The 26571-nt window shown below is 65.1% G+C and carries 22 protein-coding genes and 2 tRNA genes; 16 read left to right on the top strand and 8 right to left on the bottom strand.

The genetic code is table 11. The features are described from left to right. Positions 1-17: 17 nt before the first annotated feature. Together ACQRAG_RS02725 and ACQRAG_RS02730 are read left to right on the top strand one after the other, a co-directional pair. The gene (locus tag ACQRAG_RS02725; RefSeq protein ID WP_427803851.1) at positions 18-908 is read left to right on the top strand and encodes an alpha/beta hydrolase fold domain-containing protein; all 891 of its coding nucleotides are present in this window, start codon (positions 18-20) and stop codon (positions 906-908) included. Between the two features lie 15 nt (positions 909-923). Next, on the top strand, positions 924-1787 hold the full coding sequence (locus ACQRAG_RS02730) for an NAD(P)-dependent oxidoreductase (RefSeq protein WP_427803850.1): 864 nt from the start codon (positions 924-926) through the stop codon (positions 1785-1787). A 276-nt stretch (positions 1788-2063) separates the two neighbouring features. On the opposite strand, the gene ACQRAG_RS02735 is transcribed toward ACQRAG_RS02730, so the two are convergent. Next, a tRNA-Pro gene (locus ACQRAG_RS02735) sits at positions 2064-2140 on the bottom strand. A 409-nt stretch (positions 2141-2549) separates the two neighbouring features. After that, positions 2550-2625, bottom strand: a tRNA-His gene (locus tag ACQRAG_RS02740). Positions 2626-2845: 220 nt separating this feature from the next. On the opposite strand from ACQRAG_RS02740, the gene murA reads away from it, so the two are divergent. Together murA and ACQRAG_RS02750 are read left to right on the top strand one after the other, a co-directional pair. Continuing rightward, positions 2846-4096 (top strand): UDP-N-acetylglucosamine 1-carboxyvinyltransferase, encoded by a 1251-nt coding sequence (gene murA, locus ACQRAG_RS02745; protein ID WP_204625079.1) that lies wholly within the window; start codon positions 2846-2848, stop codon positions 4094-4096. Between the two features lie 22 nt (positions 4097-4118). Continuing rightward, positions 4119-4874 carry a BON domain-containing protein gene (locus ACQRAG_RS02750; protein ID WP_302260143.1) on the top strand — a complete coding sequence of 252 codons (756 nt, stop codon included), beginning with the start codon at positions 4119-4121 and terminating at the stop codon, positions 4872-4874. Positions 4875-5019: 145 nt separating this feature from the next. Here the strand turns inward: ACQRAG_RS02750 and ACQRAG_RS02755 are convergent, their stop codons facing one another. Together ACQRAG_RS02755 and amrS are read right to left on the bottom strand one after the other, a co-directional pair. Beyond that, a complete protein-coding gene (locus ACQRAG_RS02755) occupies positions 5020-5523 on the bottom strand; it encodes a cob(I)yrinic acid a,c-diamide adenosyltransferase (protein WP_168936099.1) in 504 nt (167 codons plus the stop codon). Next, positions 5520-6530, bottom strand: a complete 1011-nt coding sequence (amrS, locus tag ACQRAG_RS02760) for an AmmeMemoRadiSam system radical SAM enzyme (protein ID WP_427803849.1) — start codon at positions 6528-6530, stop codon at positions 5520-5522. Before amrS ends, ACQRAG_RS02755 begins: the two co-directional genes overlap by 4 nt. A 282-nt stretch (positions 6531-6812) precedes the next feature. On the opposite strand from amrS, the gene purM reads away from it, so the two are divergent. From purM to ACQRAG_RS02785, 5 genes are all read left to right on the top strand, one after another. Then, on the top strand, positions 6813-7874 hold the full coding sequence (gene purM / locus ACQRAG_RS02765) for a phosphoribosylformylglycinamidine cyclo-ligase (RefSeq protein WP_006008254.1): 1062 nt from the start codon (positions 6813-6815) through the stop codon (positions 7872-7874). A 71-nt stretch (positions 7875-7945) separates the two neighbouring features. Next, positions 7946-8305 carry a hypothetical protein gene (locus tag ACQRAG_RS02770; RefSeq protein WP_412388856.1) on the top strand — a complete coding sequence of 120 codons (360 nt, stop codon included), beginning with the start codon at positions 7946-7948 and terminating at the stop codon, positions 8303-8305. 249 nt (positions 8306-8554) lie between these two features. After that, a complete protein-coding gene (locus ACQRAG_RS02775; RefSeq protein ID WP_239464943.1) occupies positions 8555-9022 on the top strand; it encodes a YccF domain-containing protein in 468 nt (155 codons plus the stop codon). A 76-nt stretch (positions 9023-9098) separates the two neighbouring features. Next, positions 9099-9935, top strand: coding sequence for an HD domain-containing protein (locus ACQRAG_RS02780; protein WP_204625072.1), 837 nt, complete (start codon positions 9099-9101; stop codon positions 9933-9935). Beyond that, positions 9919-10539 carry a hypothetical protein gene (locus ACQRAG_RS02785; RefSeq protein WP_427803848.1) on the top strand — a complete coding sequence of 207 codons (621 nt, stop codon included), beginning with the start codon at positions 9919-9921 and terminating at the stop codon, positions 10537-10539. The genes ACQRAG_RS02780 and ACQRAG_RS02785 overlap by 17 nt, the downstream gene beginning before the upstream one ends. 522 nt (positions 10540-11061) lie before the next feature. On the opposite strand, the gene ACQRAG_RS02790 is transcribed toward ACQRAG_RS02785, so the two are convergent. Then, the gene (locus ACQRAG_RS02790) at positions 11062-11922 is read right to left on the bottom strand and encodes an SDR family oxidoreductase (protein ID WP_289616286.1); all 861 of its coding nucleotides are present in this window, start codon (positions 11920-11922) and stop codon (positions 11062-11064) included. A 106-nt stretch (positions 11923-12028) separates the two neighbouring features. Between ACQRAG_RS02790 and ACQRAG_RS02795 the strand changes: the two genes are divergently transcribed. The 7 genes from ACQRAG_RS02795 (at position 12029) to queD (ending at position 22220) form a co-directional block, all read left to right on the top strand. Further along, the gene (locus ACQRAG_RS02795) at positions 12029-12826 is read left to right on the top strand and encodes a sirohydrochlorin cobaltochelatase (protein ID WP_168936105.1); all 798 of its coding nucleotides are present in this window, start codon (positions 12029-12031) and stop codon (positions 12824-12826) included. Then, complete coding sequence (locus ACQRAG_RS02800; RefSeq protein WP_204674460.1) at positions 12823-13662, top strand: hypothetical protein; 840 nt, start codon at positions 12823-12825, stop codon at positions 13660-13662. Before ACQRAG_RS02795 ends, ACQRAG_RS02800 begins: the two co-directional genes overlap by 4 nt. Positions 13663-13993: 331 nt before the next feature. Beyond that, positions 13994-15184 carry an MFS transporter gene (locus ACQRAG_RS02805; RefSeq protein ID WP_418473399.1) on the top strand — a complete coding sequence of 397 codons (1191 nt, stop codon included), beginning with the start codon at positions 13994-13996 and terminating at the stop codon, positions 15182-15184. A 323-nt stretch (positions 15185-15507) separates the two neighbouring features. Continuing rightward, positions 15508-17268, top strand: a complete 1761-nt coding sequence (locus tag ACQRAG_RS02810; RefSeq protein WP_427803847.1) for a hypothetical protein — start codon at positions 15508-15510, stop codon at positions 17266-17268. A gap of 23 nt (positions 17269-17291) precedes the next feature. Continuing rightward, complete coding sequence (locus tag ACQRAG_RS02815; RefSeq protein ID WP_297137992.1) at positions 17292-17756, top strand: type III secretion system chaperone; 465 nt, start codon at positions 17292-17294, stop codon at positions 17754-17756. Positions 17757-18129: 373 nt separating this feature from the next. Beyond that, entirely contained in the window at positions 18130-21603 is a 3474-nt protein-coding gene (gene dnaE / locus ACQRAG_RS02820; RefSeq protein WP_168935520.1) for a DNA polymerase III subunit alpha, read from the top strand. Between the two features lie 212 nt (positions 21604-21815). Beyond that, positions 21816-22220, top strand: a complete 405-nt coding sequence (gene queD, locus ACQRAG_RS02825; protein ID WP_168935519.1) for a 6-carboxytetrahydropterin synthase QueD — start codon at positions 21816-21818, stop codon at positions 22218-22220. Between the two features lie 653 nt (positions 22221-22873). Here queD and ACQRAG_RS02830 read toward each other — a convergent pair. The 3 genes from ACQRAG_RS02830 to ACQRAG_RS02840 form a co-directional block, all read right to left on the bottom strand. Beyond that, the gene (locus ACQRAG_RS02830; protein WP_427803846.1) at positions 22874-23380 is read right to left on the bottom strand and encodes a HyaD/HybD family hydrogenase maturation endopeptidase; all 507 of its coding nucleotides are present in this window, start codon (positions 23378-23380) and stop codon (positions 22874-22876) included. 96 nt (positions 23381-23476) lie between these two features. Then, on the bottom strand, positions 23477-25162 hold the full coding sequence (locus ACQRAG_RS02835) for a nickel-dependent hydrogenase large subunit (protein ID WP_427803845.1): 1686 nt from the start codon (positions 25160-25162) through the stop codon (positions 23477-23479). Between the two features lie 12 nt (positions 25163-25174). Further along, the gene (locus ACQRAG_RS02840) at positions 25175-26128 is read right to left on the bottom strand and encodes a hydrogenase small subunit (RefSeq protein ID WP_427803844.1); all 954 of its coding nucleotides are present in this window, start codon (positions 26126-26128) and stop codon (positions 25175-25177) included. Between the last annotated feature and the right edge of the window lie 443 nt (positions 26129-26571).

Below are 26571 nucleotides of genomic sequence, written 5' to 3' on the forward strand. Positions count from 1 at the left end.
ACCGGAAAGGAGGTCACATGATCAGCAGAGAATTCCTTGATTCCGTCCGATGCACGGAAGACATCGTCTACAAGACGAGCGGAGGGCACCGTCTGCTCCTGGACCTGTACGGCCCCGCCAGGCCCTCCGGTCTGCCGGGGCCTTTGCTCCTGCTGCTGCACGGGGGCGGATGGTTCAGGCAGAGCAAAAAAACGGAGATCGTCCCCCGTTTCCTCAATACGGTCGGGGCCGACCTTATCAACGGTCATGGCTGGCAGATCGCTGCCGTAGAGTACCGCATGCTGCGGGAACATGCCGTGTTCCCGGACCAGCTCACGGACTGCTGCGACGCCGCACGCTTTTTCATCAAGCATGCGGACCAGTATCATGTCGATCCCCGGAACATCTTCGCGGCGGGTTCTTCTGCGGGCGGCTATGCGGCCATCATGATGGCCAGCGAGACAGAACGCTGGAAGGATGCGCCCGAGCTGGCCTCGCTGCATGTCGATCTTGCGGCCGCCGTATCGTTTTCCGGTGTCCTGGACACCGCCTGGATCGTGGAGTCCGGGGACCGCAAAGTCGATGAGACCGGAGACGGCCGCATACGCTACTGCATGCAGTGCCTGCTTTCCCCCCAGCGCCTCCATGACAGGGAGCTCTGGAAAGAAAGCAGCCCCCGCAGCTATCTCCATGCCGGATCGGCCCCGGCCCTGCTCGTCTATGGTACGGCAGATTCCCTGGTCACGCCCGATCACGCTGCCGACTTTTTCCGCTACGCCAGATCGCTGGGCCTGGACTGGGAAGAGCTGCCCGTCATCAACGGGGAACACAATTTTGCCCCTGCGACGGCCGAGACACCGACGATCCCCGACAGGCTCACCATCTATCGCACGGCACGGGATTTCCTGCTCAAGCATGTCCGCCGGTGACAAAAGGATACGACTATGGCTGAAATCGCCTTCTTTGGACTGGGCACCATGGGCGTCCCCATGGCCATCAATCTGCTCAAGGCCGGGCATCATCTCCATGTCCTGCCCCATAACGGCCACATGGACGGCCCGCTGGCCGTCCAGGAATACGGGGCCTGCATCCATGAGACGCTGCAAGAGACCGTGGGGGATGCAGAGTTCATCATCAGTGTCGTCCCTGACGATGCCGCCGTCAGGGATCTTTATCTGAATCAGGCCATGCTCGAGGCCATCAGGCCCGGGACCATCATCATCGAGATGACGTCCTGCTCGCCCGAAATCGTCCGTGAAGTGGCCCGCTTCTTTGCCGAAAAACAGGTCCGCCTTATCGACGCGCCCATCACGGGGGCCCTTCCCAAGGCCATCGACGGCACCCTGACCATCATGGGCGCGGGGGATCCCGCCGCCTTTGCCGCAGCTGAGGGCGTGTTCTCCGCCATCAGCGAGCGTGTCTTCCAGCTGGGAGAGATCGGCAACGGCAAGCTTATCAAGGCCATGACCAACCTGCTGGGAGCCATCAACCTTGCCGCTGTGGGAGAGTTCTACCGCTTTGCCCAGTCGGCCGGGCTCGACATGGATACCCTGCAGCAGGTCGTGGCCGTCAGCGCCGGTGGGTCGACGCAATTCGAAAGGAACTTCAACAAAATGGTCGCAGACGACTACCGTCCGACCTTTGCTCTTGCCCTGCTTCGGAAAGATATGTCCATCGCTCTTGCCAGCGCCCAAAGCCAGGGGCTTTCCCTTCCCTTGTCGGAAGAAGCCTTTCGCCTTTTCAAGCTTGCGGCAGCATTCGATAAAGAAGACTGCAGCGCCATTGCCAAAGTCCCTGCCGGAGCCTAAGAGCCGGGGCAGCCTGCTGCAAAGCCGGCTGCCCTTTCTTTTTGCCTGAAGGCGCAGCGTACTGACGCTGCATCCCTGCGGGACTTACCCCCAAACGCCTTCCGGCGGATACAGGCATCCCCCGCTCTTCCCCCGCGGCAGCCGCCGGGCAGATGCGGCACGGTCCTGCCTGCCCCGATGCGGAGCGGGGCTGCTCCTGTTCCCTCAAACAGATCTTCGCAGCAGAAAAAACAAAAAGCGGCCAGCCTGTTACAGCTGACCGCTTGTTTTTATGTATGGTCGGAGCGACTGGATTCGAACCAGCGACCCCCTGCTCCCAAAGCAGGTGCGCTACCATGCTGCGCCACGCTCCGTGATGGGATGTTTTGTACGCAAAAGGCCCTGCTTTGGCAAGGGCGGCCCGTCTGGAGGCCAAGGGCGTTGCCTGCCTGAGGGAAAAGCCGCCTCCTGCGGGACAGGACCGCAGGCCTCTCTCACTCGCCAGGCAGATGACGACCGCGGACAGGGCTCCATCTATAGATAAGGACGAGAGGGAACACGCGGGACGGACCTGGCCCTTCCCTCCCCGCCGGAAAAGGATCTCCCGGAGGCCCTTTCCTGCGAACGAGGCATATCCCCTTCCGTGCACACGAGAATAAAGCCGGGATTTGTCCTTTCGGACTCCCGGCCGGGGCTCCCGGCACAGCGCCGCTGAGGGGCTGTCAGGCCGTAACCAGCGGCAGAAAAAGAAAAACCCCGCTCGAAAGCGGGGGGATTTCCTTATGGGGCGAAAGATGGGACTTGAACCCACGGCCACCTGGGCCACAACCAGGTGCTCTACCAACTGAGCTACTTCCGCCGTAACGAAGACGTGTATACGCACATCCCGAAAAATATGCAAGCAAAAATTTACATTTCTCTTTCTGGATTTTTTATAGAAAAAAAACTAGCATCCGATACCGGCTCCAAACACCGTGTTTTGCCGGAGCACGGACCAGCCCCCGCACGGGGACGGGACCGCTGCCGCAACCCCCAGCATGCGCCGCAGGCCGGAGCCTGCAGGCCGCACGAGGATCCTGATGGACAAGCTCATTATCGAAGGCGGTACGCCGCTCAAAGGGACCATAGATATCAGCGGCTCCAAGAATGCCGCCCTGCCCATTCTTTTTGCCGGCATCCTGCTGGACGCGCCCATGGTCTACACCAATGTGCCCGACCTGCGCGACATCCATACCACCATCAAGCTCCTGAACGTGCTGGGCTGCTCCTGCAGCTATGACGATCATCGTGTGGAGCTGAAGCCCGGCAGCCTGCTGCCCGAGGCTCCGTATGATCTGGTGCGCACCATGCGCGCCTCGGTGCTCTGTCTGGGCCCGCTGCTGGCCCGTATCGGCCAGGCCCGCGTGGCCCTGCCCGGCGGCTGCGCCATCGGCGCCCGCCCCGTGGACCAGCACCTGAAGGGCCTGGAGCTCATGGGCGCCACCTTCGAGCTGGAAGAAGGCTACATCATGGGCCATTGCGACAAGCTGCGCGGCGCCCACATCACCTTTGACATGCCCACCGTGGGCGGCACGGAAAACCTGCTCATGGCCGCCGTGCTGGCCGACGGCGAGACCACGCTGGAAAACGCGGCCCGCGAGCCCGAAGTGGTGGATCTGGCCAACTTCCTCATCTCCTGCGGCGCGCAGATCGAAGGCCACGGCAGCAGCACCATCCGCATCAAGGGCGTCAGCAGCCTGCGCGGGACGGAATATGCCATCATGGCCGACCGCATCGAGGCCGGCACCTTTCTGGTGGCGGCGGGCATCACCGGCGGCGAGCTGCTGCTCAAAAACTGCCCCTTCACCGAACTGGAATCCGTCATCGCCAAGCTGGAAAGCATGGGACTGGCCATCGAGCAGCGTCCCGAAGGCGTGCTGGCCCGCTACCAGGGCGTGCTGCGCGGCGCGGACGTGAAGACCCGCCCCTACCCCGGCTTCCCCACCGACATGCAGGCCCAGATCATGGCCCTGATGTGCCTGGCCGAAGGCTCCAGCATGGTGGAGGAGAGCATCTTCGAAAACCGCTTCATGCATGTGCTGGAGCTGGTACGCATGGGCGCGGACATCAAGATCTCCGGCCATACGGCCATGGTGCGCGGCGTCAGCCGTCTGACCGGCGCCCCGGTCATGGCCTCGGACCTGCGCGCCAGCGCCTCGCTGGTGCTGGCCGGTCTGGCTGCCCGCGGCACGACCCATGTCCAGCGCATCTACCATCTGGACCGCGGCTATGAACGCATCGAGAACAAACTCAACGCCGTGGGTGCCCGCATCCGGCGTGAAAAGGAATAGCGCTCCGGCGCAAGGAGGATACATGCGTTACATCGTCCCCCTGCTGCTTCTCTGCTGCCTTATGCTCAGCAGCGGTTGTGCCTCGCTCTACGGCGTGTACGACGACCAGCGCCTGAGCGGCACCATCAGCGATGACAAGGAAATTTCCCTGGGCATCAAGTCCGACCTCATGGACGCCAATCTTTCCCAGGGCTGGGGCATCAAGGTCTACTGCTATTACGGCCACGTCTTCCTGGTGGGCGAAGCTCCCGAGAAGATGCGCTCCCAGGCCATCCGCATTGCGCGCCGCCACAAGGGCGTGCGCTCCGTCACCTCGCACTGGTTCACGCCGGCCAAGAGCGACACCGGCGACTTTGTCCTGGCCACCAAGCTGCGCACGGAACTCATCGGCACCTCGGGCCTGAGCTCCACCCGCATCGATACGGAAGTCAACGCCGGGCGCGTGGTGCTGCTGGGCGTGGTCAAGGATGAGGCCGAGCGCAAGCTGGCCATCCGTGCTGCGCGCCAGGTGGAAGGCGTCAAGCAGGTCATCAGCTATCTGATGCTGCCCCAGAAGCAGGCCGACATGCCCGTGCCCAAGGGCCAGGTGGTGCCCGGCGCGGGCCAGGGCACACAACCGGCGGCCACGCCCGCCGCGGCTCCGTCCACGGAACCGGCCGCCCAGCCCGCGGCCCAGAACGTGCCCACCATGCCCCCGGCCAACTCCTCGCACAAGCTGACCCCGCCCACGGCACCGCCTCCGCCGCCGGTGGGCGACGAGGCCGCCGGGGCCGTCTAACCCAAACTCCCCAGGATCTTCGGGGCCACGCCCCGTCATGAACGATCTTCCTTCATACGAAGGGCCCGCTCCAGTGATGGAACGGGCCCTTTCCTTTTTTAATGTGCACGACAGGGGGCGGCCGATACCGGCAAAACGCCCCGCCCTAGAATTCGATGCCCGGCGCGGCCTTGATGCCCGCCCGCCAGGGATGTTTGATTTCGCCCATCTCCGTGACCAGATCGGCGGCTTCCACCAGCCAGTCCGGCGCGTCCCGGCCGGAAAGCACCAGATGGCACCGGGCACGGCGCGCCGCGTCCATGAGCTCTTCCACCTCGCTCCGTTCCAGGATGCCCGCTTTCAGAGCGTAGAGCGTCTCGTCCAGCACCAGCAGATCCAGACGTTCCAGACGCTGCCGGGCCCAGTCCAGTGTGGCCAGGGCCGCTTCCCTGTGGGCGGGGCGGTCTTCCTCGCGCCGCAAAAAGCCCTTGCCGCCGGCCAGAAAATCATCTCCCAGCAGGCGCGCGAGGACGGTCTGTTCCCCGGCACAGCCCGGCTGCTTCATGAACTGGCCGAAACCCACGGCAAAATCCCGGCCCAGGGCCCGCATGGCCTGCCCGATGCAGGCGCTGGTCTTGCCCTTTCCGTTGCCCGTATAGACGATGATCATAATTTCCATACTCCCGGCAGCTTGCTGCCGCATCGCGGACAGACGCCTGTGTCCGTCCTCATGATAACCTGCCATCCCTGCCGCTCCAGGCAGGGGGCGCCACACTGCGGGCAGAGCGTGTCGCCGCCGCCCGCGCAAAAGACATTGCCCGTATACACGAAGCGCAGTCCCTCTTCCAGACCGATGTCCCGGCAGCGCCGCAAGGTCTCCGCCCTTGTGGCCGGATGATCCGTCATGCGGTAGGCGGGATGGAAAGCCGTCACATGCCAGGGCGTGTCCGCGCCCAGCTCGTCGCGGATGAAGCGTGCCAGCGCCCGCAGCTCCGCCTCCCCGTCATTGAGACCTTCCAGGATGAGGGTCGTCACCTCCAGCCACCAGCCCAGCGCGCGCATCCGCACCAGATTGTCCAGCACGGGCCGCAGGCGGGCACCGCAATAGTGATGATAGAAGTCCTCGCTGAAGGCCTTCAGGTCGATATTGGCCGCCCGCACCAGGGGGCCCAGCAGCTCCAGACAGCCGGGGCTCATGAACCCGTTGCTCACCAGGAGGGACGGCAGGCCCCGCTCCTGCCCCAGCGCGGCCGTGGCCGCCAGCAGTTCCACGAAGACCGTGGGCTCGTTGTAGGTGAAGGCCAGGCTGCGGCAGGAAGTGCGCAGGGCCGCCTCCACCAGCATCTCCGGCGTGGCTTCGTGCCCGCGGATGCGCTCCTGCTCCAGCGGGTCACGGGAAATATGATGGTTCTGGCAGAAGCGGCAGGAAAAATTGCATCCGGCACTGCCCACGGAAAAGGTCCGGCTGCCGGGCAGGAAATGATACAGGGGCTTCTTTTCCACCGGGTCGGCCTGCACGCCCGTCACCAGCCCGTCCACCAGCGAGAGCGGCTGCCCCTCGTGGTTGGAGCGCACACCGCAGCGTCCCCGCTGCCCAGGCGAGAGCACGCAGGCATGGGCGCAGAGCCCGCAGCACAGCCTGCCATCCGTCAGCCGTGTCCACAACATGCTTTCCATAACTGTCCTCCCTGGCGGCCTGTGCCGGTCTGACGGCCGATGACACTGTCCCTCTCGGCCTGTCCGCATCACCTGCACCGGACCGTCATCCTCCATGTACGGGCCCGGCCCTGCCGCCCGAAGAAAACAGGAAGCCCGCCACTCCGGTATATCAGGGGAAAATCTCGGCTGCCACGAGAAAAAAGGTGACCGAAAATCTCCCCCTGCCGGGATTTCCCCCAAAAAGCTGCTTGGGATTCGGCAAATTTTTTGCTAGGGTGTCTCCCACCAAGGAGGATACTCATGTCCACAGATCGCGCAAAAGCATATACCGAAGCCGGCGTCGATATCCAGGCCGGCAATGATCTCGTGGCGCGCATCAAGCATCTGGTGCAGCGCACGCATACCAAGGGGGTCATCTCCGACATCGGGGGATTCGGGGGCCTGTTCAGACCTGAAATCGGCAACATGAGCGACCCCGTGCTTGTTTCGTCCACCGACGGCGTGGGCACCAAGCTCAAACTGGCCTTTGCCTTCAACAAGCACGATACCGTGGGCATCGACCTCGTGGCCATGAGCGTCAACGACATCCTGGTCCAGGGGGCCACCCCCCTGTTCTTCCTTGACTACTTCGCCACCGGCAAGCTGGATGTGGATACCGCCCACACGGTCATCAGCGGCGTGGCCGAAGGCTGTCGCCAGTCCGCCTGTGCCCTGCTGGGCGGCGAGACCGCCGAGATGCCCGACATGTACGGCGATGGCGAATATGACCTGGCCGGCTTCTGCGTGGGCATCGTGGACAACGCCAAGCTGGTGGACGGTTCCGGCATCCGCGTGGGCGACAAGATCGTGGGTCTGGCCTCTACCGGCCTGCACTCCAACGGCTTCTCGCTGGCCCGCAAGATCCTGGACAAGAGCGGCCTGGGCCCGGACGATCCCTTCCCGGGTGCCGACGGCGCCACCGTGCGTGACGTGCTGCTGGCCCCCACCCAGATCTATGTGGAAGTGGTCCGCTCCCTGCTGCGCGACCTGGACGTGCGCGGCATGGCCCACATCACCGGCGGCGGCTTCTACGACAACATCCCGCGCGTGCTGCCCAATCAGGTGGAAGCCCACATCGACTTCGGCAGCTGGGAAATGCCCCCGGTCTTCAAGTGGCTGCACGAAGTGGGCGAACTTTCCTGGCCCGAGATCCTGCAGATCTTCAACGGCGGTATCGGTTACGTGCTGGTGCTGCCCGAAGAGCAGGTGGAAGAGACCATCAACCGCATCCAGGCCTTCGGCATGTCCGCCTGGTCCATCGGTACCATCGCCCGCCGCAACGGCGACGGCGAACAGGTGGTCGTCAACTTCGACAAGGCCTAGCCTCGTCCTGCATCCGATCCTCAAGGGGGAAGGCCTGCGCCTTCCCCCTTTTTTCTTAGCAAAGGACTTCCATGAACGGCAAAGCATGGCTGGGGCGGCTCCTGCCCCGCAAGGCCCCGGGCCCCGCAAAGGCCACGCGCAAGGCCTCCCGCCGTCCGTCATCACCGCTGCGGGAACTGGAGCGGGAACAGGCCGCGCTCCGGGCCCGGCTCGATGCGCTGGGGACGGCCCTCGACGCCGCGTCCGTCGCTCTTCCGGAACAGGAACGCACGGCCCTCCGTCAGGTGCGGGACGAGGCCCGCGCCGTGTGCGGGCGTGCCCACGGCCGTCTTGCCGCCTTCCGCAAGACCTGCTGGCTGGTGGTCCTGATCCAGCTCTGTCTGCTGGCCGCCATGCTGGCCTCCTTCCATTTTTTCCTGCCGGAACTGTAGCCTTTCGCCTTTTCCGGCCCGCTCTCCTTCCATGACGGGGACGGCCGGGATCATTGCCTGATCCTGCCTGGCCTCCTGCCCGACGGCCATCCTGCGTGAGGGCCTTCTTCCTCGATGGAGAGAGGGAGATGACCGCACCATGCGGCATCTTCCCCGCACGCTTCGCCCATCCCTCCCCCGGCACATGGACAGGCATCCCGCCCCCGTGTAGCATGGATGCTCCATCCACGTCTTTTTCAGGAGTTTCCCATGCAAGCTCTGGGCTGTCTCGGCAATGTCCTCTGGTTCTTCCCCTTCGGTCTGGGTACCGGCCTGCTCTGGTGCATCGCGGGCGTGTTCTGCTTCATCAGCATCATCGGCATCCCCTGGGGCCGGGCCTGCTTCGTCATGGCCGGTTTCGCCTTCATGCCCTTCGGCCGCATGCCCGTCTCCCGTGACGTCCTTACCGGCGAAGGCGACATCGGCACCGGCCCGCTGGGCACCGTGGGCAATATCGTCTGGCTGCTGCTCTGCGGTATCTGGATCGCCTGCGGCCATCTGCTCTCGGCCCTGGCCTGCGCCGTGACCATCATCGGCATCCCCTTCGCCTGGCAGCACGTCAAGCTGGCTGCCCTGGCCCTGTGCCCCATCGGCAAGACCATCGTGGACGCCCGCGTGGCCGATGCCGCGGAACAGGCCGCCGCCTGGCGCCAGGCCAGCGGGCAGTTCCGGCGCTGAGGAAAAACAAGGGGCGACGCTGCCCCAGCACCGACGCCCCTTGCCTCCCTCCCGGCCGGGGCGTACACCCACAGACATGAACACCGCATCCCCCGTCCTGCCGGACATCAGCCGTCATGAAGCCTGGTTCGCCGCCTACGCGGCCCGTGAGCGCGAAAAGGAATGTCGTCGCGACGGCGGCGATCCTTCGCCCATGGATCTCAAACTGCACCACACCATGCAGGTGCTGGCCCATGCCCGTGCCATCGTCGCGGGCGGCCGCTTCGCACCGCCGCTGGACCGCGCCTGTCTGCTGGCGGCCCTGTACCATGACGTCGCCCGCTTCGAGCAGTACCTGCGCTGGCATACCTTCCGCGACCGGGAGTCCTGCAACCACGGCCAGTGGGGCGTGCGCATCCTCAAACGCGAACAGCGCCTGAAGGACGAAACGCCCGCCGTCCGCAAGCTGGTGCTCGCCGCCGTGGGCCTGCACAACCGCTTTGCCCTGCCCGCGGGCCTGCCGGAAGGGATGGCCCGCATCTGCCATGCCGTGCGTGATGCCGACAAGCTGGACATCCTGCGTGTCATGGACGAGCACCTTTCCGGCCCGCGGCCCTACTGCCCCACCGTTGTCCTGAGCCTGCCCGATGATCCCGCCCTCCACAGCGACAAAGTGCTGGACGATGCCCTGGCCGGGCGGGTGGCGGCCTATGCCGACCTGAAGAGCGTCAACGATTTCCGGGTGCTGCTGGGGACATGGTTCTACGACATGCACTTCCCGGCCAGCCGGGCCCGCTTCGTGGCTGAGGGCCACGCGCGCCGTCTGCTGACGGACCTGCCCGCCACACCGGCCTATGCGGCGGCCCGTGACCACCTGCTGCGCTGTCTGGATGCCGTCCCGACCACGGAGGCCCCTGATGCCTGCCTGTCCTAGCGCTCCCTGCTTCTCCCCGGAGGCGACCGGCAGCGTCCCCCTGCTGCGCGACCTTCTGTCCGCTGCCGACGTGACCCGCCTGCACACCTTGCGCCCGGCCCCGCCGGTTCCCGGCCTGTACGCCGCCCTGTGCCGCCGGGTGCCCTGGCCGGACGTGAGCCGTGCCCTGCCCTGCAATGCCCTGCCCGGCCTCCCCGGAACGACGGCGCAAGCGCCCTTTGCGTCCCTGCCGGATCTGCCTGCGGGCTCGCTGGAAGGGCTGCGCCTGGGCTATGTGCTGTTCTCCCTGCCCTGGCCCGATGCCGTGAGCCTGCTGCGGGCCTGTGCCCTGGCGGCACGGCAGCTCTGGCTGGCGGACTTCATCCTGGCCGAACGCAACCTGGGCCTGCCTGCGGCCCTGCTGCGACGCCTCCTGCCCGGTTTCCTGCCCTGGGGGCCTGCGACGCCCGCCCGTATCTGGCTGCGGCGTGGCGGGCTGGAAGGGTGCCTGTGTGATGCCGGGCTGGCCGCGGCACAGCGCCGCACCCTGCTGGCCGGGGCCGCCGCCCTGATACGGGTGGCGCCCGTCCGGCTGCAGACGACGCCACGTCCGGCGCGCCCCTGATACTTTTTGGATGGAGCAAGTCGCCCCACCGAAAGACCGGCGTTCCTCTCCTCCTTGGCGGAAAGCCGGACGTCACCGCCGATACCTGCGGTGAAGGAAGCCGGACACGATCTCCGCCGCCTCCATCTGCCGGAACAGCTCTGCCGCTCTTCCTGCCCTGCCATGCAGGCTCATCGCCCGGCCATCTCCGGCTGGCGGTCTCGGTGCACGCCTCTTTTGGCCCATCAACAAAAAAACAGGGAGCCGCAGCCCCCTGTCTGTGAGAAAGGCCGCCCGAAGGCGGCCTTTCAGGTCCAAACCATGCAAGTCCGGAAATATGTCATCCCTCTGCACTATGGAGGGCTTTGCGTCCCTGATCCGGCACAGGAAGGCCGTGCTCCCGCATGCCGTGAAGAGCCTCTCAAGATCTATGCCCCGCTGCCATCGACGGCCCGCAGGAGCGTCTCTCGCCCGGAGCTCTTCTCCGCGCCTCCGTGCCCGGGAACGTGTCGGTGAACGACCGGTCCCCGTGCCGGATACCCTTTAGGCATCGAACGGGTCGCAGAAAAAATGCTCCCGCAGGGCCTGCGTCCAGGGACGCGGATGCATCCCCAGATACTCGGAAAGCTTGCCGCAGTCCAGTACCGTATAGGGCGGACGCGGCGCTTTTTGCGGCCATTGCGACGAGGGGATGGGCTCCACGCGGCATTCGTTGCCGGCCAGGCCCACGGCTTCGCAGGCCAGCTCGCACCACGTGGCCTGACCGCTGTTGACGGCATGCCACAGGCCGGTGGCCTGACGTTCGGCCAGCATGATGCTCCACAGGGCCAGATCCAGCGAATAGGTGGGCGAGCCCGTGCGGTCGTCCACGATGGTGATGCTGTCGCGCCGGTGGCAGGCATTGAGGATGTCGTCCACGAAATTGCGCTTGCCGGGGCCGAACAGCCAGCCCGTGCGCACCACGCAGGCCCGCTCGGGCAGGGTCTGCAAGACGGCCTGCTCCCCGGCCAGACGGGTCTTGCCGTAGACATTGAGGGGCGCCGTGGCGTCTTCTTCCCGCCAGGGGCTGCCGTGCTGGCCCGAAAAGACCAGCCCGGAACTGAAGTGCACCAGATGGCCTTCCCCGCGGGTCTTGAGCAGGCAGGCCAGAGTATGCGGCAGGGTGCGGTTGTAGAGCAGGACTTCGTCGGGATGGTCCTCGGCATCGTCCACCGTGTTCCAGCCAAGGGAGCTGAACACCACGTCCGGCGCGCAACTGTCCAGACGGGCCTGCAGGAAGTCCGCATCCAGGATGTCACCGTCCGAGCGTTCCAGCGATTCCACCGACCAGCCGCGCCCCAGCAGGACATGGCGCAGGGCCTGCCCCAGCAGTCCGGTGCAGCCCTCCAGAACCAATGCTTTCACGAACAATCCTCCAAAGTATAGCGCACTGTAGCCTCCCCTCTGCCCACGGTCAACCGTGAGGCGCTCCGTCTTGCCAGCGTGCGTCAAGTGTCGTACACCAGCAGAGATGAAAACCGCTATCCTGTTGGTCGCCTACGGTACGAGCAGCCCCCAGGGGCGTGGCTCGCTGCGCCAGTTCGACGCCTGGGTGCGCGAACGTTTTCCCGGCATTTGCGTGCGCTGGGCCCTTTCTTCGGAGCTGCTGCGCACCCGTCTGACGCGTGCCCGGCAAAAAAACGATTCCGTGCTCAAGGCCCTGCGCCGCCTGTGCCTGGAAAATTTCACCCATGTGGCCGTGCAGCCCCTGCAGATCATCCCCGGCAGCGAACATACCGACGTGCGCGCCGATGCGGACGAGGCCGGGCGTCTGGACGGCCTGCATGTGAGCATAGGGACGCCCCTGCTGGCCTGTGACGAGGACATCCGGGCCGCCGCGCAGGCCGTGCTGGCCCACCTGCCCGAAGAACGCCGGGCCGACGAGGACGTGGTGCTCATGGGCCACGGCAGCCGCAAGCAGGCCGTGACCGCGTATGCGGCCCTTGCCGGGGCCGTGCAGGCCCTGGACGCCCGCGTGCATGTGGGCACCATGAGCGGTGCCCTGGAGCTGGAGGCCCTGCTGCCGCGCCTCACGTCCCGCCGTGTCTGGCTCATGCCCCTGCTCTCCGTGGTGGGGCGCCATACTCTGGAAGACATGGCCGGGGACGCGCCGGATTCCTGGCGTTCCCGCATCGAGGCCGCCGGCCACACCTGCGCGCCCGTGGTGCGGGGCACGGCCGAATACCGCGCTTTTGCCGATATCTGGCTGCGGCATCTGGAAGATGCCGTGGCTGCCTTGCCAACTGTCAAAAAGGATGAGGAAAAGTGAAGAATGTCCTGCGCCTGCCGCTGGCCCTGCTGGTCTGCGGCCTGATCTCTGCCTGTGGTCTGATGGGGGGCAACGGCAGCGCCGACCTGACGCCTGTGGCACAGGCAGCCCCCGCTGCCAAAGCCAATGCCTTCAACCCCTGGATGAACAAGAGCCTGCCCAACACCCGTACCCTTTCCGCTGAAGGCATGGCCATGGTGCAGGCCATGGGCGCCGACCGCCAGAGCATCGAGGACGAGGCCGCCTACCGCCCCCACTGGCGCGAAGAGATCTACCCCGTGTTCTTCGGCAACAAGACGGCCCCGCACGAGATCATCGTGCTGCTGGACTTTGCCTCGCCCGACAGCGCCCGCGTCTGGCAGGCCGTGCGCGATGCCTCGGCCAAGCTTTCTCCCGCTGACGCCAAGATCGCCGTTTTTGCCAAAAATTCGGAAAACTACGGTACCGACCTCATGGGCATGGGCATCTGGATCAGCTATGAGCGCAAGGGCCAGGCCATGGACTACATGAGCCACGCCCTCAGCGAATGGAACCGCATCAAGGCCGCCCAGAAGAAGCAGGGGCGCAGCGTGCCCTTCACCAATGAGTACGATGCCACCGTCAAGCCCAGCGACCTGCCCATCCACTACGCCTATATGGGCAAGCTGCGTCCGGCCGTGCCTTCCAGCCAGGAACTGGACGTGGCCCGCTACTGCTACAATGCCGGCAACGTGAACATGTACCAGGCCGTGCAGATCTCCCGCTATTACGGCGTGAAGCGCATCCCGGCCGTCATCGCCGACGGCAAGGTGCTGGCCTCGCCTTCGGCCTCGGACATCGTGTCCGCCCTGCGCTAGGCACGCTCTCTCCGCATTTTGCAAGGACGGGTCCGCAAGCCGGGCCCGTCCTTTTTTGTTGCCCGTTGCCGGACGAAAAGCGGGCCCTGCCACCACACGGCCCCGCGCGATGCCGCGGTGCGGGCTGTGCCGCGTATACGGTTGAGCCGCAGCGCGCCCGCCGCCTCCGTGACGTGGGCAGCACGGCAGGCCCTCCCGGAGCTGTCTGCCGGCCCTGTGCGAAAAAAGCCCGCGCCCCGCCGGTGGACGAAAACGGATTTCATTGCACATCGGGCGGAACTTGGTTAGCACGGAACCAGCCTTCGTTCACACGAGGGCATGGAGTTCCCGTATGCCCAAAAAAGTTTTTGCCCCCGGCAACCGCTGGCTGGTTGCCTATCTTGCCTTCCTGAGCGCCTTCGCGCCCCTTTCCACCGACATGTACCTGCCGGCCCTGCCGCACATGACGCAGGCCCTGCAGACCACGGACGCCCTCTCCAGCCTGAGCATCTCCTGCTTTTTGCTGCTCTTCGGGGCCTCCATGCTCTTCTGGGGCCCGCTCAGCGACAAATACGGCCGCAAGCCCGTGCTTTACACGGGCGCCCTGCTCTATGTGGTCTCCAGCCTGTTCCTGGCCCTGGCCCAGTCCATCTGGCCCCTGCTGTTCTGGCGCGCCGTGCAGGCCATCGGCAGCGGCGGCATCAGCGCCATGGCCCTGGCCATCGTCAAGGACGTGCTGCGCGGCCGGGCCATGGAAAAAGTCATCACCTGGATCCAGACCATCACCATCCTGGCGCCCATGCTGGCCCCGGTCATCGGCGGGGCCCTGCTGGCCGTCACCGACTGGCGCGGCATCTTCGCCTGCCTGCTGCTCTGCGGCCTGCTGGCCGGTGCCGGGACACTGCTGCTGCGCGAGACTATGACCCACCCGGTGCAGGGCAATGCCTTCCGCACGCTGGGCCGTCTGCTGGTGGTGCTGCGCCATCGGGGATTCCGCTGCCTGCTGCTGCTTTTTTCCGCCACCAGCATGCCCTTCATGGCCTATCTGGCCCTTTCCTCCTATATCTTCCAGGGCCTGTTCGGGCTCTCGCCCCAGGCCTACAGCCTGTTCTTCGCCTTCAATGCGGGCATGAGCATGCTGGGCCCGCTGGCGCATGAGCGTTTTTTCCGCACCGCGCCCCGGCGCCTCTTCTTCTCGGCCTATCTGGGCATCGTCGTAGTGGCCGGGCTGGGTCTGCTGCTGGTGGGGGATCGGGGACCCTTCATCTTCGCCCTGCTCTGCGCGCCCATCAGTTTTTGCGGCAGCGCCCTGCGCCCCCCGGCCACGGTGCTCATGCTCAACCAGATGCGCAGCGATACCGGCAGCCTGACGGCCCTCATCAACAGCGGCGGCCTGCTGTTCGGCAGCCTGTCCATGCTGCTCTGCGCCCTGCCCGTCTGGCCCGGCCCCGTGGCGGCCCAGGCCCTCATGGCCATCCTGGTGGGTCTGTCCTGCCTGCTGGGCTGGCTGTGGCTGGACAGCCACAAGGTCTACGAAGGCTGATCGCCGCGCTCTTTCCCGGAACACCCAAAAAGTCTCGACAGGGGATCTTCCCGCACCTGCCGCGGCAGTCCTTCGGGGCTGCCGTGACACTTTTTGTCCCATGGCGGCGCGTTCTGTTCTCCATGCTGGCAACATCGTTGCCAGTCCGGAGGTGTCGTCGCCTGCTCCTGCCGGGCCCGATCGCCTTTGGACGAAGAAAAATGGACACTTCCGGCTTTCCCCTGTAGGCTGGAAGGAACTGGCATGAAGCTTGCTTCACCCAGGACAGCATTTGCCCGTACATCCCGTACCGCACCTATCGACCATTTCCCGGGAGGGATCCCATGCCCCAGATCGATCGCGTCAACGTTGCCACTCTGACCCGACTGGCCGACATAGCCGGCACCCATGACCGTCTTGTCGCCACCGCGGAAGGCGGCATCCAGACTTCCGGCAGGGTCAGCGCCTTCTTCACCGCCAAGGCCACCCACCGCGCCACTGCCGAAGCTTTCCTCGGCGCCATCCGCAACAAGTACGGTGACGGCATCGCCGATGCCCTGGCCCCGCAGCTCAGCGCCATGCGCCAGCAGGGCAAGCCGCTCAAGGCCCGCGTTGCCCGCGACATCCTGGCCCAGGCATCGAACATGTCGCAGGCCCTGGGCCCGGCCAACACCGAGATGGCCCGCCGCTTCCTGCTGGGCAATAACGGCGCGGGCGATACCCGCAATCTGGACCATGCGCTGCAGGACTTCTACACGAAGAACAACCTCCAGCCCTCCCCGGCCCTGCGCCAGGCCTTTGAGCGGATCATCAACGATATGGCGGCCAACAGCCAGAAGCTGCTTTCCTATCAGGACATGGCCGATGCCGTGACCATGCAGACCCTCCAGTCCCGGCCCGCGGACTACATGCTCTGCGGCATCGATCCGCAGCTGACCCGCGACGCCGCCCTGGATGCCTGCGCCACCCATCTTGGTGTGGACGGCGAGCTCAAGGCCCAGCTGGGCCAGCTCATGGACCGCGTGCTGGTGGAAGAAAGCGCGGCGGGGCGTCAGGGCACGCCCGCGGACTTCTTCCGCGATCTTTCCACGGCCAACCAGACCTCCCTGCAATGCTTTGCCTTTGCCTGCGGCAAGCCGGGCCTGAGGGACGCCACGCTCCGTGATGTCATGAACTTGGCCCCCCGTCAGTCTGTGGGCGAGGTGGCCTCCCTGGCTTCCCAGCTGAACCTGGGCGGCGGTATCGCCCTCATCATGGTGGCCATGCGGCACATGGACGAGATGCGCGCCCAGCAGCCCCAGGGCCCCCTCAGCCGCGAGACCCTGTGGCAGGGCTGCTTCCAGGAGCCCATGCCGCAGGATCTGGCTGCCAAGAGCCAGCGTGATTTCAACAGCGCCATGTATGAAAAGCTCCTGGGCATGTTCCAGGCCCGCACGGATGATCCCGCGGCCCCCTTCACCGGCATGCTCCTGCTCAGTGCCGGTGTGAGCCTGGAAAAGGCCCTGGAAGCCGTCGAAGGTGGCGCCCGCTTCGATCTCAATGACTTCGCCTTCCCGCCCAGGCTGACGCCTCTGGCGCTCCTGGACGACATGGCCCATGTGGAAAAGGAGATGGCCATAGACCTGAACCGCCGCGGCACACAAAACGCCCTTCCCGGTTACCGGCCCACCATCAGCTTCGGCGGTGTGGGCATCCCGGCGGAGGCAGAGGGCACCGTCCATATCCAGGACATCGCCTACATGACCGACGAGGACAAGAACGACTTCGAGCATGGCCGGCCGTCCACCATGTCGCACAATCTGGCCATCCGGGCCCGGCTGCTCTGCGACGACAATGACGTGCAGGCACGGCAGGTCCTCCTCAGCATGGGCCAGTCCGGCGTCTTCCTGGTGCGCACCCTCAGCAACCGGACCGGCGTGCTGCAGGACGAGCACTCGCCCATGGACCTCGACATCCGCCGCGAGGCCAACGGCGATGTGACCATGCGTTACCACACGCCGCCCCAGTCGCCGCTGGATGCGGACTTCACCTACACCGTCACCCCGGACGGCCAGGGCGTGCTCACGGCCTGCCGCATGCAGGCCCGTCAGCCCCAGGACGCCTGATCCCCTAACAAGGAGCCCCTGCCATGAACCCCGCTTTTTCTTCCCTGCTGGCCGCCCTGGCCCGTGAACTGGATCTGCCCGGCATCGAGACCCGCGACGGCGATTCCTCCTGCCTGCTGGGCATCGATGACTTCGAGGTCAGCCTGCGCTGCCTCTCTACGGATCAGGTCATGATTTTCACCGTGGTGGCCCCCCTGCCCGCGCGCAAACGTGACGAGCTGTATGCCGCGCTGCTGGACGCCAACACCTTCTTCCACCAGACCCAGGGCTTCACCCTGGCCGCCCGCGAGGATACGGGCGTGACCCTGCAGGGCACGCTGCCCCTGGCCGCGCTCACCGATACCAATGTGGGCACCTGGGTGAGCAATTTCGTCAACGTGGCCGAGCACTGGCAGGAACGCTGCCTGGCCTGTGACGACGCCGCTGCCGACGCCCCGGAAGCGCCCGCCGTTGATCCGGCCCTGATGGGCGGCATGCTGCGCATCTAGCCGGCACATCCCGCCTCTGTCATACCCTGCCGCGCCCGAACCCGCCCGGTACTCCCGCGGCCTGCCTGCAGGGGCAGACTTTTCCCTCCCCATACGAAACGGGGCGACGATCCGCCGATCGCCGCCCCGTTTCCCTTGCCGCATGCGCAGCTCCGCCCTTCGGGAAATACCGGGAAATGCCGTTGCCCTTTCCCGGAACAGGACAGAGCCCAGCCTTGAGGCCCACTCCCGAACCTGCTATACTCTTGCTCCGCCGTGTGCGGGCCCTGCGTCCGTATCCGCTTTCCGGTGCCGGACACGGCCGTCCCGTACCGCCCCGGCCGCGCATGGCCTTCTCTTTCCTTCATCGGCCGTCGAGGCCCGGAGTTCCCGCATGTCCGATTTCGTGCATCTGCACTGCCACACCGAATACAGCCTTCTTGACGGCGCCATCCGCGTCAAGGATCTCTGCTCCCGTGCCAAGGATTTCGGCATGCCCGCCTGCGCCATCACCGACCACGGCAACCTGTTCGGCGCGGCCAAATTCTTCCTGACCTGCAAGGACTTCGGCATCAAGCCCATCATCGGCTGCGAGGTCTACGTCTGCCACGACCATCTGGACAAGACCTCCGAGCTGGCCCGCAAGCGCAACCACCTGATCCTGCTCTCGGAAAACATCGAGGGCTACCACAACCTGGTCAAGCTGGTGAGCCGCAGCTATCTGGAGGGCTTCCACTACAAGCCGCGCGTGGACAAGGCCATGCTGCGCCAGTATTCCGAAGGCCTCATCTGCCTTTCGGCCTGCATCGCGGGCGAGATACCGCGCGCCCTCAACGCCGGCGACATGGACGGCGCCATCGCCCTGGCCCGCGAATACGCCGACATCTACCCAGACCGTTTCTATCTGGAGCTGCAGTCCAACAGCCTGCCCGAGCAGGAGATCGCCAACAAGGGCCTGCTGGAGATCGCCGACCATCTCAAGCTGCCCATCGTGGCCACCAACGACTGCCACTACCTCAACGCCGACGACGCCGACGCCCATGAGGTGCTGCTCTGCATCCAGACCCAGACCACCATGGACGACCCCAAGCGCATGCGCTTCGGCACCCATGACCTCTACTACAAGTCCGGCGAGGAGATGGAGGCCGTGTTCGGTCATCTGCCCCAGTCCCTGAGCAATACGGCCGAGATCGCCGAGCGCTGCAACGTGGAACTGGACATGGGCCACCACTATTTCCCGGTCTACAAGCTGCCCGAAGGGGCCAGCCTGGATTCCGAGTTCCGCCGTCTGGCCGAGGAGGGTCTGGAACGCCGCCTGGAGAAGCACCCCAACCGCGCCAATATCGACCCGCAGGCCTACCGCGACCGTTTGCAGTACGAGCTCAAGGTCATCCTCGAGATGGGCTTCCCCGGCTACTTCCTCATCGTGCAGGAGTTCATCAACTGGGCCAAGGACCACGGCATCCCCGTGGGCCCGGGCCGCGGTTCGGCCGCCGGTTCGCTGGTGGCCTGGTCGCTGCGCATCACCAACCTGGACCCCCTGCCCTACAATCTGCTCTTCGAGCGCTTCCTCAACGCCGAGCGCGTCTCCCTGCCCGATATCGACGTGGACTTCTGCGAACGCCGCCGTACCGAGGTCATCCAGCATATGGTGGATACCTACGGCAAGGACAGCGTGGCCCAGATCACCACCTTCGGTACCATGAAGGCCAAGGGCGTTGTGCGTGACGTGGGCCGCGCCCTGGGCATGAGCTTTGCCGAGACCGACCGCATCGCCAAGCTGGTGCCCGACGACCTGAAAATGACCATCAACAAGGCCCTGGAAGCCGAGCCCGACCTCCAAAACCTGTACGATACCGACCCGCAGGTCAAAAAGCTGCTGGATACGGCCCGCCGTCTGGAGGGCCTGTCGCGCCACGCCTCTACCCACGCCGCCGGCCTTGTGGTCTCGCCCCGGCCCATGGACGAGTTCCTGCCCCTCTACACCGGCAAACGCGGCGAACTCGTGACCCAGTTCGACGGCCCCATGACCGAAAAATCCGGTCTGGTGAAGTTCGACTTCCTGGGCCTCAAGACCATGACCCTCATCCAGGACACCCTGGACAACATCACCCTGCAGGGCAAGACGCCGCCCGACCTGGACAACCTGCCTCTCACCGACGCCGCCACCTATGATCTTTACGCCCGCGGCGACACCGACGGCATCTTCCAGGTGGAAAGCTCGGGCATGCGCCAGTACCTGCGCATGCTCAAGCCCTCGTGCTTCGAGGACGTCATCGCCATGCTGGCCCTGTACCGTCCCGGCCCGCTGGGCTCCGGCATGGTGGACGAATTCATCAAGCGCAAGCACGGGCAGGTGCCCGTGGTCTATCCGCACGAGTCCCTCAGCGACTGCCTGCGCGATACCTACGGCGTCATCGTCTATCAGGAACAGGTCATGCAGATCGCCCAGATCATCGCCAGCTACACCCTGGGCGGCGCTGACCTGCTGCGCCGCGCCATGGGCAAGAAAAAGCCCGAAGCCATGGCCAAGGAACGCGTCAAGTTCGTGGAAGGCGCGCAGAAGAACGGCGTGGACAAGGCCAAGGCCGACGAGATCTTCGACTTGATGGAAAAGTTCGCGGAATACGGCTTCAACAAGTCGCACTCCGCCGCCTATGCCCAGATCTCCTACTTCACGGCCTACCTCAAGGTGCACCATACCGTGGAGTTCATGGCCGCCCTGCTCACCTCGGAAATGAGCAACCAGGAAAAGCTGCTCAAGTACATCTCCTGCTGCAAGGACATGGGCATCGACGTGGTGCAGCCCTCGGTCAATGCCAGCCAGCGTTCCTTCTCGGCCCGCGAGGGCAAGGTCGTCTTCGGTCTGGGCGGCATCAAGAACGTGGGCGACAGCGCCATCACCGAGATCATGGACGCCCGCAAGGACGGCGAGTACGTCTCCCTTTTCGACATGTGCTGCCGCGTGGACCTGCGCAAGGTCACCAAGCGCGTGCTCGAAGCCCTCATCAAGGGCGGCGCCTGCGACTGCTTCGGCGTCTCGCGCGCGGCCCTGCTGGCCGCCCTGGACACGGTGGTCACCCGCGCCCAGAAAAAAGCCAAGGAAAAGAATTCCAACCAGATCTCTCTGCTGGCCATGGCCCCGCAGGTGGAAGCCAAGCCCCAGCCCGGTATCGGCTTCGACTGCCCCGAGTCCGGCATCCCCGAGATGGACGAGGACCAGCGCCTCAAGAACGAAAAAGAGGCCCTGGGCTTCTTCCTCACCAGCCACCCCCTCCAGCCCTTCAGCCGCGAGATGCGCCGCCTGCGCCTGACCACGCTGGAAGACGCCCGCGACCTCTACCCCAAGGCCGAACTGAGCACCGCCGTGCTGGTGGTCAGCCTCAAGGAGGTCATCACCAAGTCCAAGGGCGAGCGCATGGCCTTCGTGGGCGTGGAAGACCTTACCGGCCATGCCGAGGTCACCTTCTTCCCCCGCGCCTATGCCGAGGCCCGCGAGCTGCTCAAGAGCGAACAGCCCCTTTGCCTGCGGGCCACGGTGGACAGTCAGGTGGACGAGAGCCGCGACAGCGACGAGGACGGCGAAGAGACCAGCCGCGAGGTCAAGCTGCTGGGCCAGAGCGTGACCCTGCTTTCCGAGGCCTGCGGCCAGAGCGATACGCCCATCTGCGTGCAGATACCGGCCCACCGCCTGGGCGAGGAGGACATCCTGGCCCTCAAGGCCATCCTGGAGGCCCATCCCGGCAATGTGGAGGCCGAAGCCATGGTCCTGCTGGACGGCGTGCGCTGCCACCTTACGCTGGGGCCGCAGTTCCGCGTCAGCCCCGGCCCCGAACTGGACAGGGCCCTGGCCGCCTGGGCCGGATAAAAAACGTTTTCCGGGGGGAAGGAACCCCCTTTAGCTGGCGCCCAAAGGGGGTTCCTTCCCCCCGGGCCCCCTATCCTCCCCCAAATGCGCTTTATCCGGCCAGGATATGCGACGGCCAGGGAGGACAGGCCACAGACCTTCCCGAAACGGTATCCCTCCGGGAAAGGATCACGAATGAACCCTGGCTGGCCAGAACAGCCAAAGGAAAGGATATGTCCAAGAAGATCTGGCGCCTTACGGTGCGTGACGAGATTTCCGCAGGCCATGCCCTGCGCCATTACGAAGGCAAGTGCGAACGTCTGCACGGCCACAATTTCGCCGTGGAGCTGACCGTGGAAGGCGACAAACTCACCGAAAATGTGGAGCTGCTGCTGGACTTCAAGGTCCTCAAGCGCGCCCTCAAGGAAGAGCTGGCCGCCCTCGACCATCAGATCATCAATGAGGTGCCGCCCTTCGACCGCCTCAATCCCTCGTCGGAAAACATCTCCCGCCACATCTTCCAGAACGTGGCCCGCCGTCTGGCCGCCGATGAAAGCGCCTGTCATGTGCGCGTCCACAGCGTCAGCGTCAGCGAAAAAGGCGCACAGACCGCCACCTATCTGGAACTGGACGACTAGTTTTGCCGGTCCGGCTGTCGTTGCCGGGCCTGTTATGGCGGGAGTGGCAAGAGTCCCTTTTGAAAAAGGGGGGCCTTCCTCCCCCGCCCCCTCCTTCCCCCGAAAATGTTTCTTCCGGTCGCGCTGGACGGTCCCTGCCGCTGCCGTGCGGGGAGAGAAAGCGCTCCCCAGGCGGAGATGCGTCAGGCGCAAGGCAAGGGACGTCTCAAGACAACGGCAAGGCGACAGTGCAGACGAACAAGGCTTCTCTTTTCTCTGCCCTGCACTTTCCCCGCCCTTTCCTGCGGACGATATGCGCCTGTCCGCGCCGTACTTTTTCTGCCACAGCACGCAAAAAGCTCCCTGAAAAGGGAGCTTTTTTCATGCGCTGCCGCTTCCGGACGGAGCGCTCGCAACAAAAGCAGGGCTGGCGGGGTGGCAGGGATTTTCGCCGTCGCGCGGCGACCGCCGTCCGTGCGGTACCGCGATCGTGTCGTGGTCTCGCACCCGCCGATAACACGCGCGGGGGATGGGATGGAAGGACGGGGAGCAATGGCGCTCCTCCCGCGCCGGCAGCGACCGCATGGCCGCCGCAGCCATAGCCGTCGGGACGAAGGAAGCTGCGGGCAGCGACGACAGCAACGCAAGCTTCCCCTTCTCTCCGGATACGCCACTCAGGCCGTTTCTTTCCAGCGGGCCACGATGCCGCGCCGGGCCAGTTCGGCCACCACCTTTTCCGCAAAGACCGGCAGCATGGCCTCGGCCTCGGGCGAAAGGCCCACCTGCATGGTGCGCCAGTCAAAAGGCTGGAGGCCGAAGGCCAGGCATTGCGGACGGCACCCGGCCAGCTCGCAGACCTGCAGGGTCTGGAGCAGATCCGTCTGGTGCATGGAACCCTGAAAGCTGAGGCTGCGGCTCAGATCCTCGTTTTCCAGCAGATAGACCGTGCCCGGCTCCTTGCCGCCCAGCACCACGTCCAGCACCACCAGCAGGTCGCACTCCTCCAGTTCGGACATGAGCAAAAGCCCCTGGGTGGCACCTTCCTGCAAGCGCACGTTCTCCGGCCAGTCGTAGTTCTTTTCCAGATGGTTCACGGCGGCCACGCCGAAGCCTTCGTCACGCAGCAGGATATTGCCCACGCCCATGATCAGCACGCGGGGAGCGGCCACAGTCTCGCTCATGGAGCCTCCTTGGATGGCGGCCGTCCCGGCGGACGGCGCATGAAAAAGGGGAAGGGCCCCTTGAGGACAGCCCTTCCCCCAACGAACGGATACGGATTACAGGACCTTGAACTCGTGCACCTGATTGGTCTCGCCGTCGATGACATGCACGGCGCAGGCGATGCAGGGGTCGAAGGAATGGATGGTGCGCAGGATCTCCACAGGCCGCTTGGGATCGGCCACGGGCGTGCCCACCAGGGCCTGTTCGGCGGCGCTCAGCACATGCTTGGCGTCCCGGGGCCCCAGGTTCCAGGTGGTGGGCACCACCAGCTGGAAGTTGCCGATCTTGCCGTCTTCGATGCGCAGCCAGTGCGACAGGCCGCCGCGCGGAGCATTGACGAAGCCCACGCCGCGCCCTTCCCTGGGCACGCTGCATTCCATGGCGATCTTCTTGTCGCCGCCGGCGATATTGGCCTCGTATTCGGCCAGCCACTTTTCCACCTGCTGGGCGATGACCAGGGTCTCGACGCCGCGGGCGGCGGTGCGGCCCAGGGTGGAGAACAGGGCTTCCGGCCCCACGCCCAGGGCGGACAGCACCTTGTCCACCGCGGGCTTCACGGCTTCATGGCCCTGGGCATAGGCCACCAGCATCTGGGCCAGCGGGCCGGTCTCCATGGCCAGGCCGTCATAGCGCGGCGCCTTGAGCCAGGAATAGCGGTCCGTATCGCCCATGCGGGTAAAGGCGGGCTTGGTCTCGCCGTCGTAGGGGGCGCGGGCCTCTTCGCCTTCGTACCAGCTGTGGCGCACATGCTCGGCGATCTTGCCGGAATCGAAGGGATGCACGGTATCCAGCTTGCCGTCCAGCAGCACGCCGGGCTTGAGCCAGCGTTTGGTGATGTCGCGCTCGCCGCCCACTTCGGGGAATTCACCAAAGGCCATGAAGTTGCGGCAACCGCAGCCCAGCGCGGCCCAGTCCTTGTAGGCACCGGCCACCAGCAGCAGGTCGGGGATGTAGACTTCTTCGATGAATTTGCGGGCCTGCAGGTACAGGTCGCGGAATTCCTTGATGCGCTCGGGCGTCAGGGATTCATAACAGGTCACGCCGCCGGGGATGAGGAACTGGGGATGCGGGTTCTTGGCGCCGAACACGGCCATGGCCTTGGCGGCGCTGACCTGCACGCGCAGGGCTTCCAGATAGTGGGCCGTGGCCACGAGGTTGGCTTCGGGATCCAGATAATAGGCCGGATGCCCGCCCAGGAAATAGGCGTTGGTGAAGGGCCCCAGCTGGCCGCTGTCCACAAAGGCCTTCAGGCGGGCCTGCACGGCCTTGAAGTCATCGGCCGTGGCCTTGCGGGGCGAGATGGACGAGGCCAGCGCCGCGGCCTTGGCCGGATCGGCCTTGAGGGCGGCGGTCACGTCCACGAAGTCCAGGGCGTGCAGGTGGTAGAAGTGCACCATGTGGTCGTGCATGAACAGCAGGCCCAGCACCAGATTGCGGATATAGGTGGCATTGGCGGGCAGGGTCAGGCCCATGGCGTCTTCCAGGGCGCGGGTGGAGGCCAGGGCGTGGGTGTAGGTGCACACGCCGCAGGTGCGCTGGGTGAAGTGCTGGGCATCGCGGGGGTCGCGTCCCTTGAGGATCACTTCCAGGCCGCGATACAGGGTGCCGCAGCTGCGGGCATCCTTGATGCGACCGTTTTCCACTTCCACCTCGATGCGCAGGTGGCCTTCGATACGGGTCAGCGGGTCAACGACAATGGGGCCGGAGAAATTGCTCTGGGGCGTTTTCATAACTTGGCTCATGCTGGCAGCTCCCTAGTTCTGGTAAAAAGGCGACAGGTCATCCCAGAAATTGGGCTCGCTGCAACCGATGCAGGGATGTCCGGCCCGCACGGGCCAGTTGGTCTCGTTGAACAGGGCCTTGGGGCAGTTGTTGTAGGTACTGGGGCCCTTGCAGCCCAGATCGTACAGACACCAGCCCTTGCGCGCTTCTTCGGAATCGAAGGAGGGCGCGAACTCGCCCGCCTCGAAATGGACGCGGCGCTCGCACAGATCGTGTACGGACTGGCCGTAGAACATGAGCGGACGGCCCAGATCGTCGAGCTTGATCTCCTTGTTCTGCAAAAAGGCCACCAGCGTGCCCACCAGGTTCAGAGGATTAGGCGGACAGCCCGGGATATTGATGGCCTTCACGTCCATGCTCAGCTTGGCGAAGCAGTCATTGACGCCCACGGAGCCGGTGGGATTGGGCTTGGCGGCCTGCACGCCGCCGTAAGCGGCACAGGTGCCCATGGTGACCACGGCCTTGGCCTTGGGCAGCACGCGCTTGCACAGGTCCAGCATGGTGTGGCCGCCCACATAGCCGTACTTGCCGTCCATGGCCGTGGGGATGGCGCCTTCCACCACGCAGATGAAGCCTTCAGGATTGCTGATGGCCTGATCCAGCGCGGCCTCGGCGGCTTCGCCCGCGGCGGCCATGATGGTTTCGTGATAATCCAGGGAGATGGTGTCCAGGATCAGGGTGTCGAGGAAGGGTTTGCAGGTGCGCAGCAGGGCCTCGGAACAGCCCGTGCATTCAGCGCAGTGCAGATAGACCACGGAGGCGCGGCGATTGGTCAGCGCCGCGGCCACTTCCGTGGCCATGCTGGGCCCAAGGCCCATGGTCACGGCCACGGCCGTGCAGAATTTCAAAAAATCACGACGGCTGACGCCCTGTTGCGCCAGACGTTCCTCCCCACCTTTTTTGCCCAGACCAACGGCAATACGCATACGTGCCTCCTGTCTGCAGGATGAGATAAACGGGAATGATGAAGACCGCACAAGATGAAATGGAAGGCTCCAGCCACGGAGCCTTCCCCCGACTGCCGTCCACTGCATGAGGTGCATGCCACAGCAAAGGACGACCAAGGCCATGCATGGTCGAATGGGGAGTATGCGGCGAGGGGAAGGAATGGGAGGGATTATGCGTGGGCATGCCATCCATTGCCCGCGCCGCAGCCGGAAATGACGCGAACCCGCGTCTTCAGCCGGCTACTTCACAAACGGACAATGAACATGATGCCTCCTTGTGGCGGAGAATTCCGCCATTGGCAGTCATCCTACCCTGCCACCGGCATCTGGTCAACCACCCCACCGCTTTTCCGGCAGTGGGCAGGGCCTCCCCGACCGCATGGCCGCTTGCCGGGGCTGGAAAAAATTTTTCTTTTCCCCTT

The organism is Desulfovibrio sp. SGI.230 (assembly GCF_050313065.1).
In the GTDB taxonomy this organism is placed as follows: domain Bacteria; phylum Desulfobacterota; class Desulfovibrionia; order Desulfovibrionales; family Desulfovibrionaceae; genus Desulfovibrio.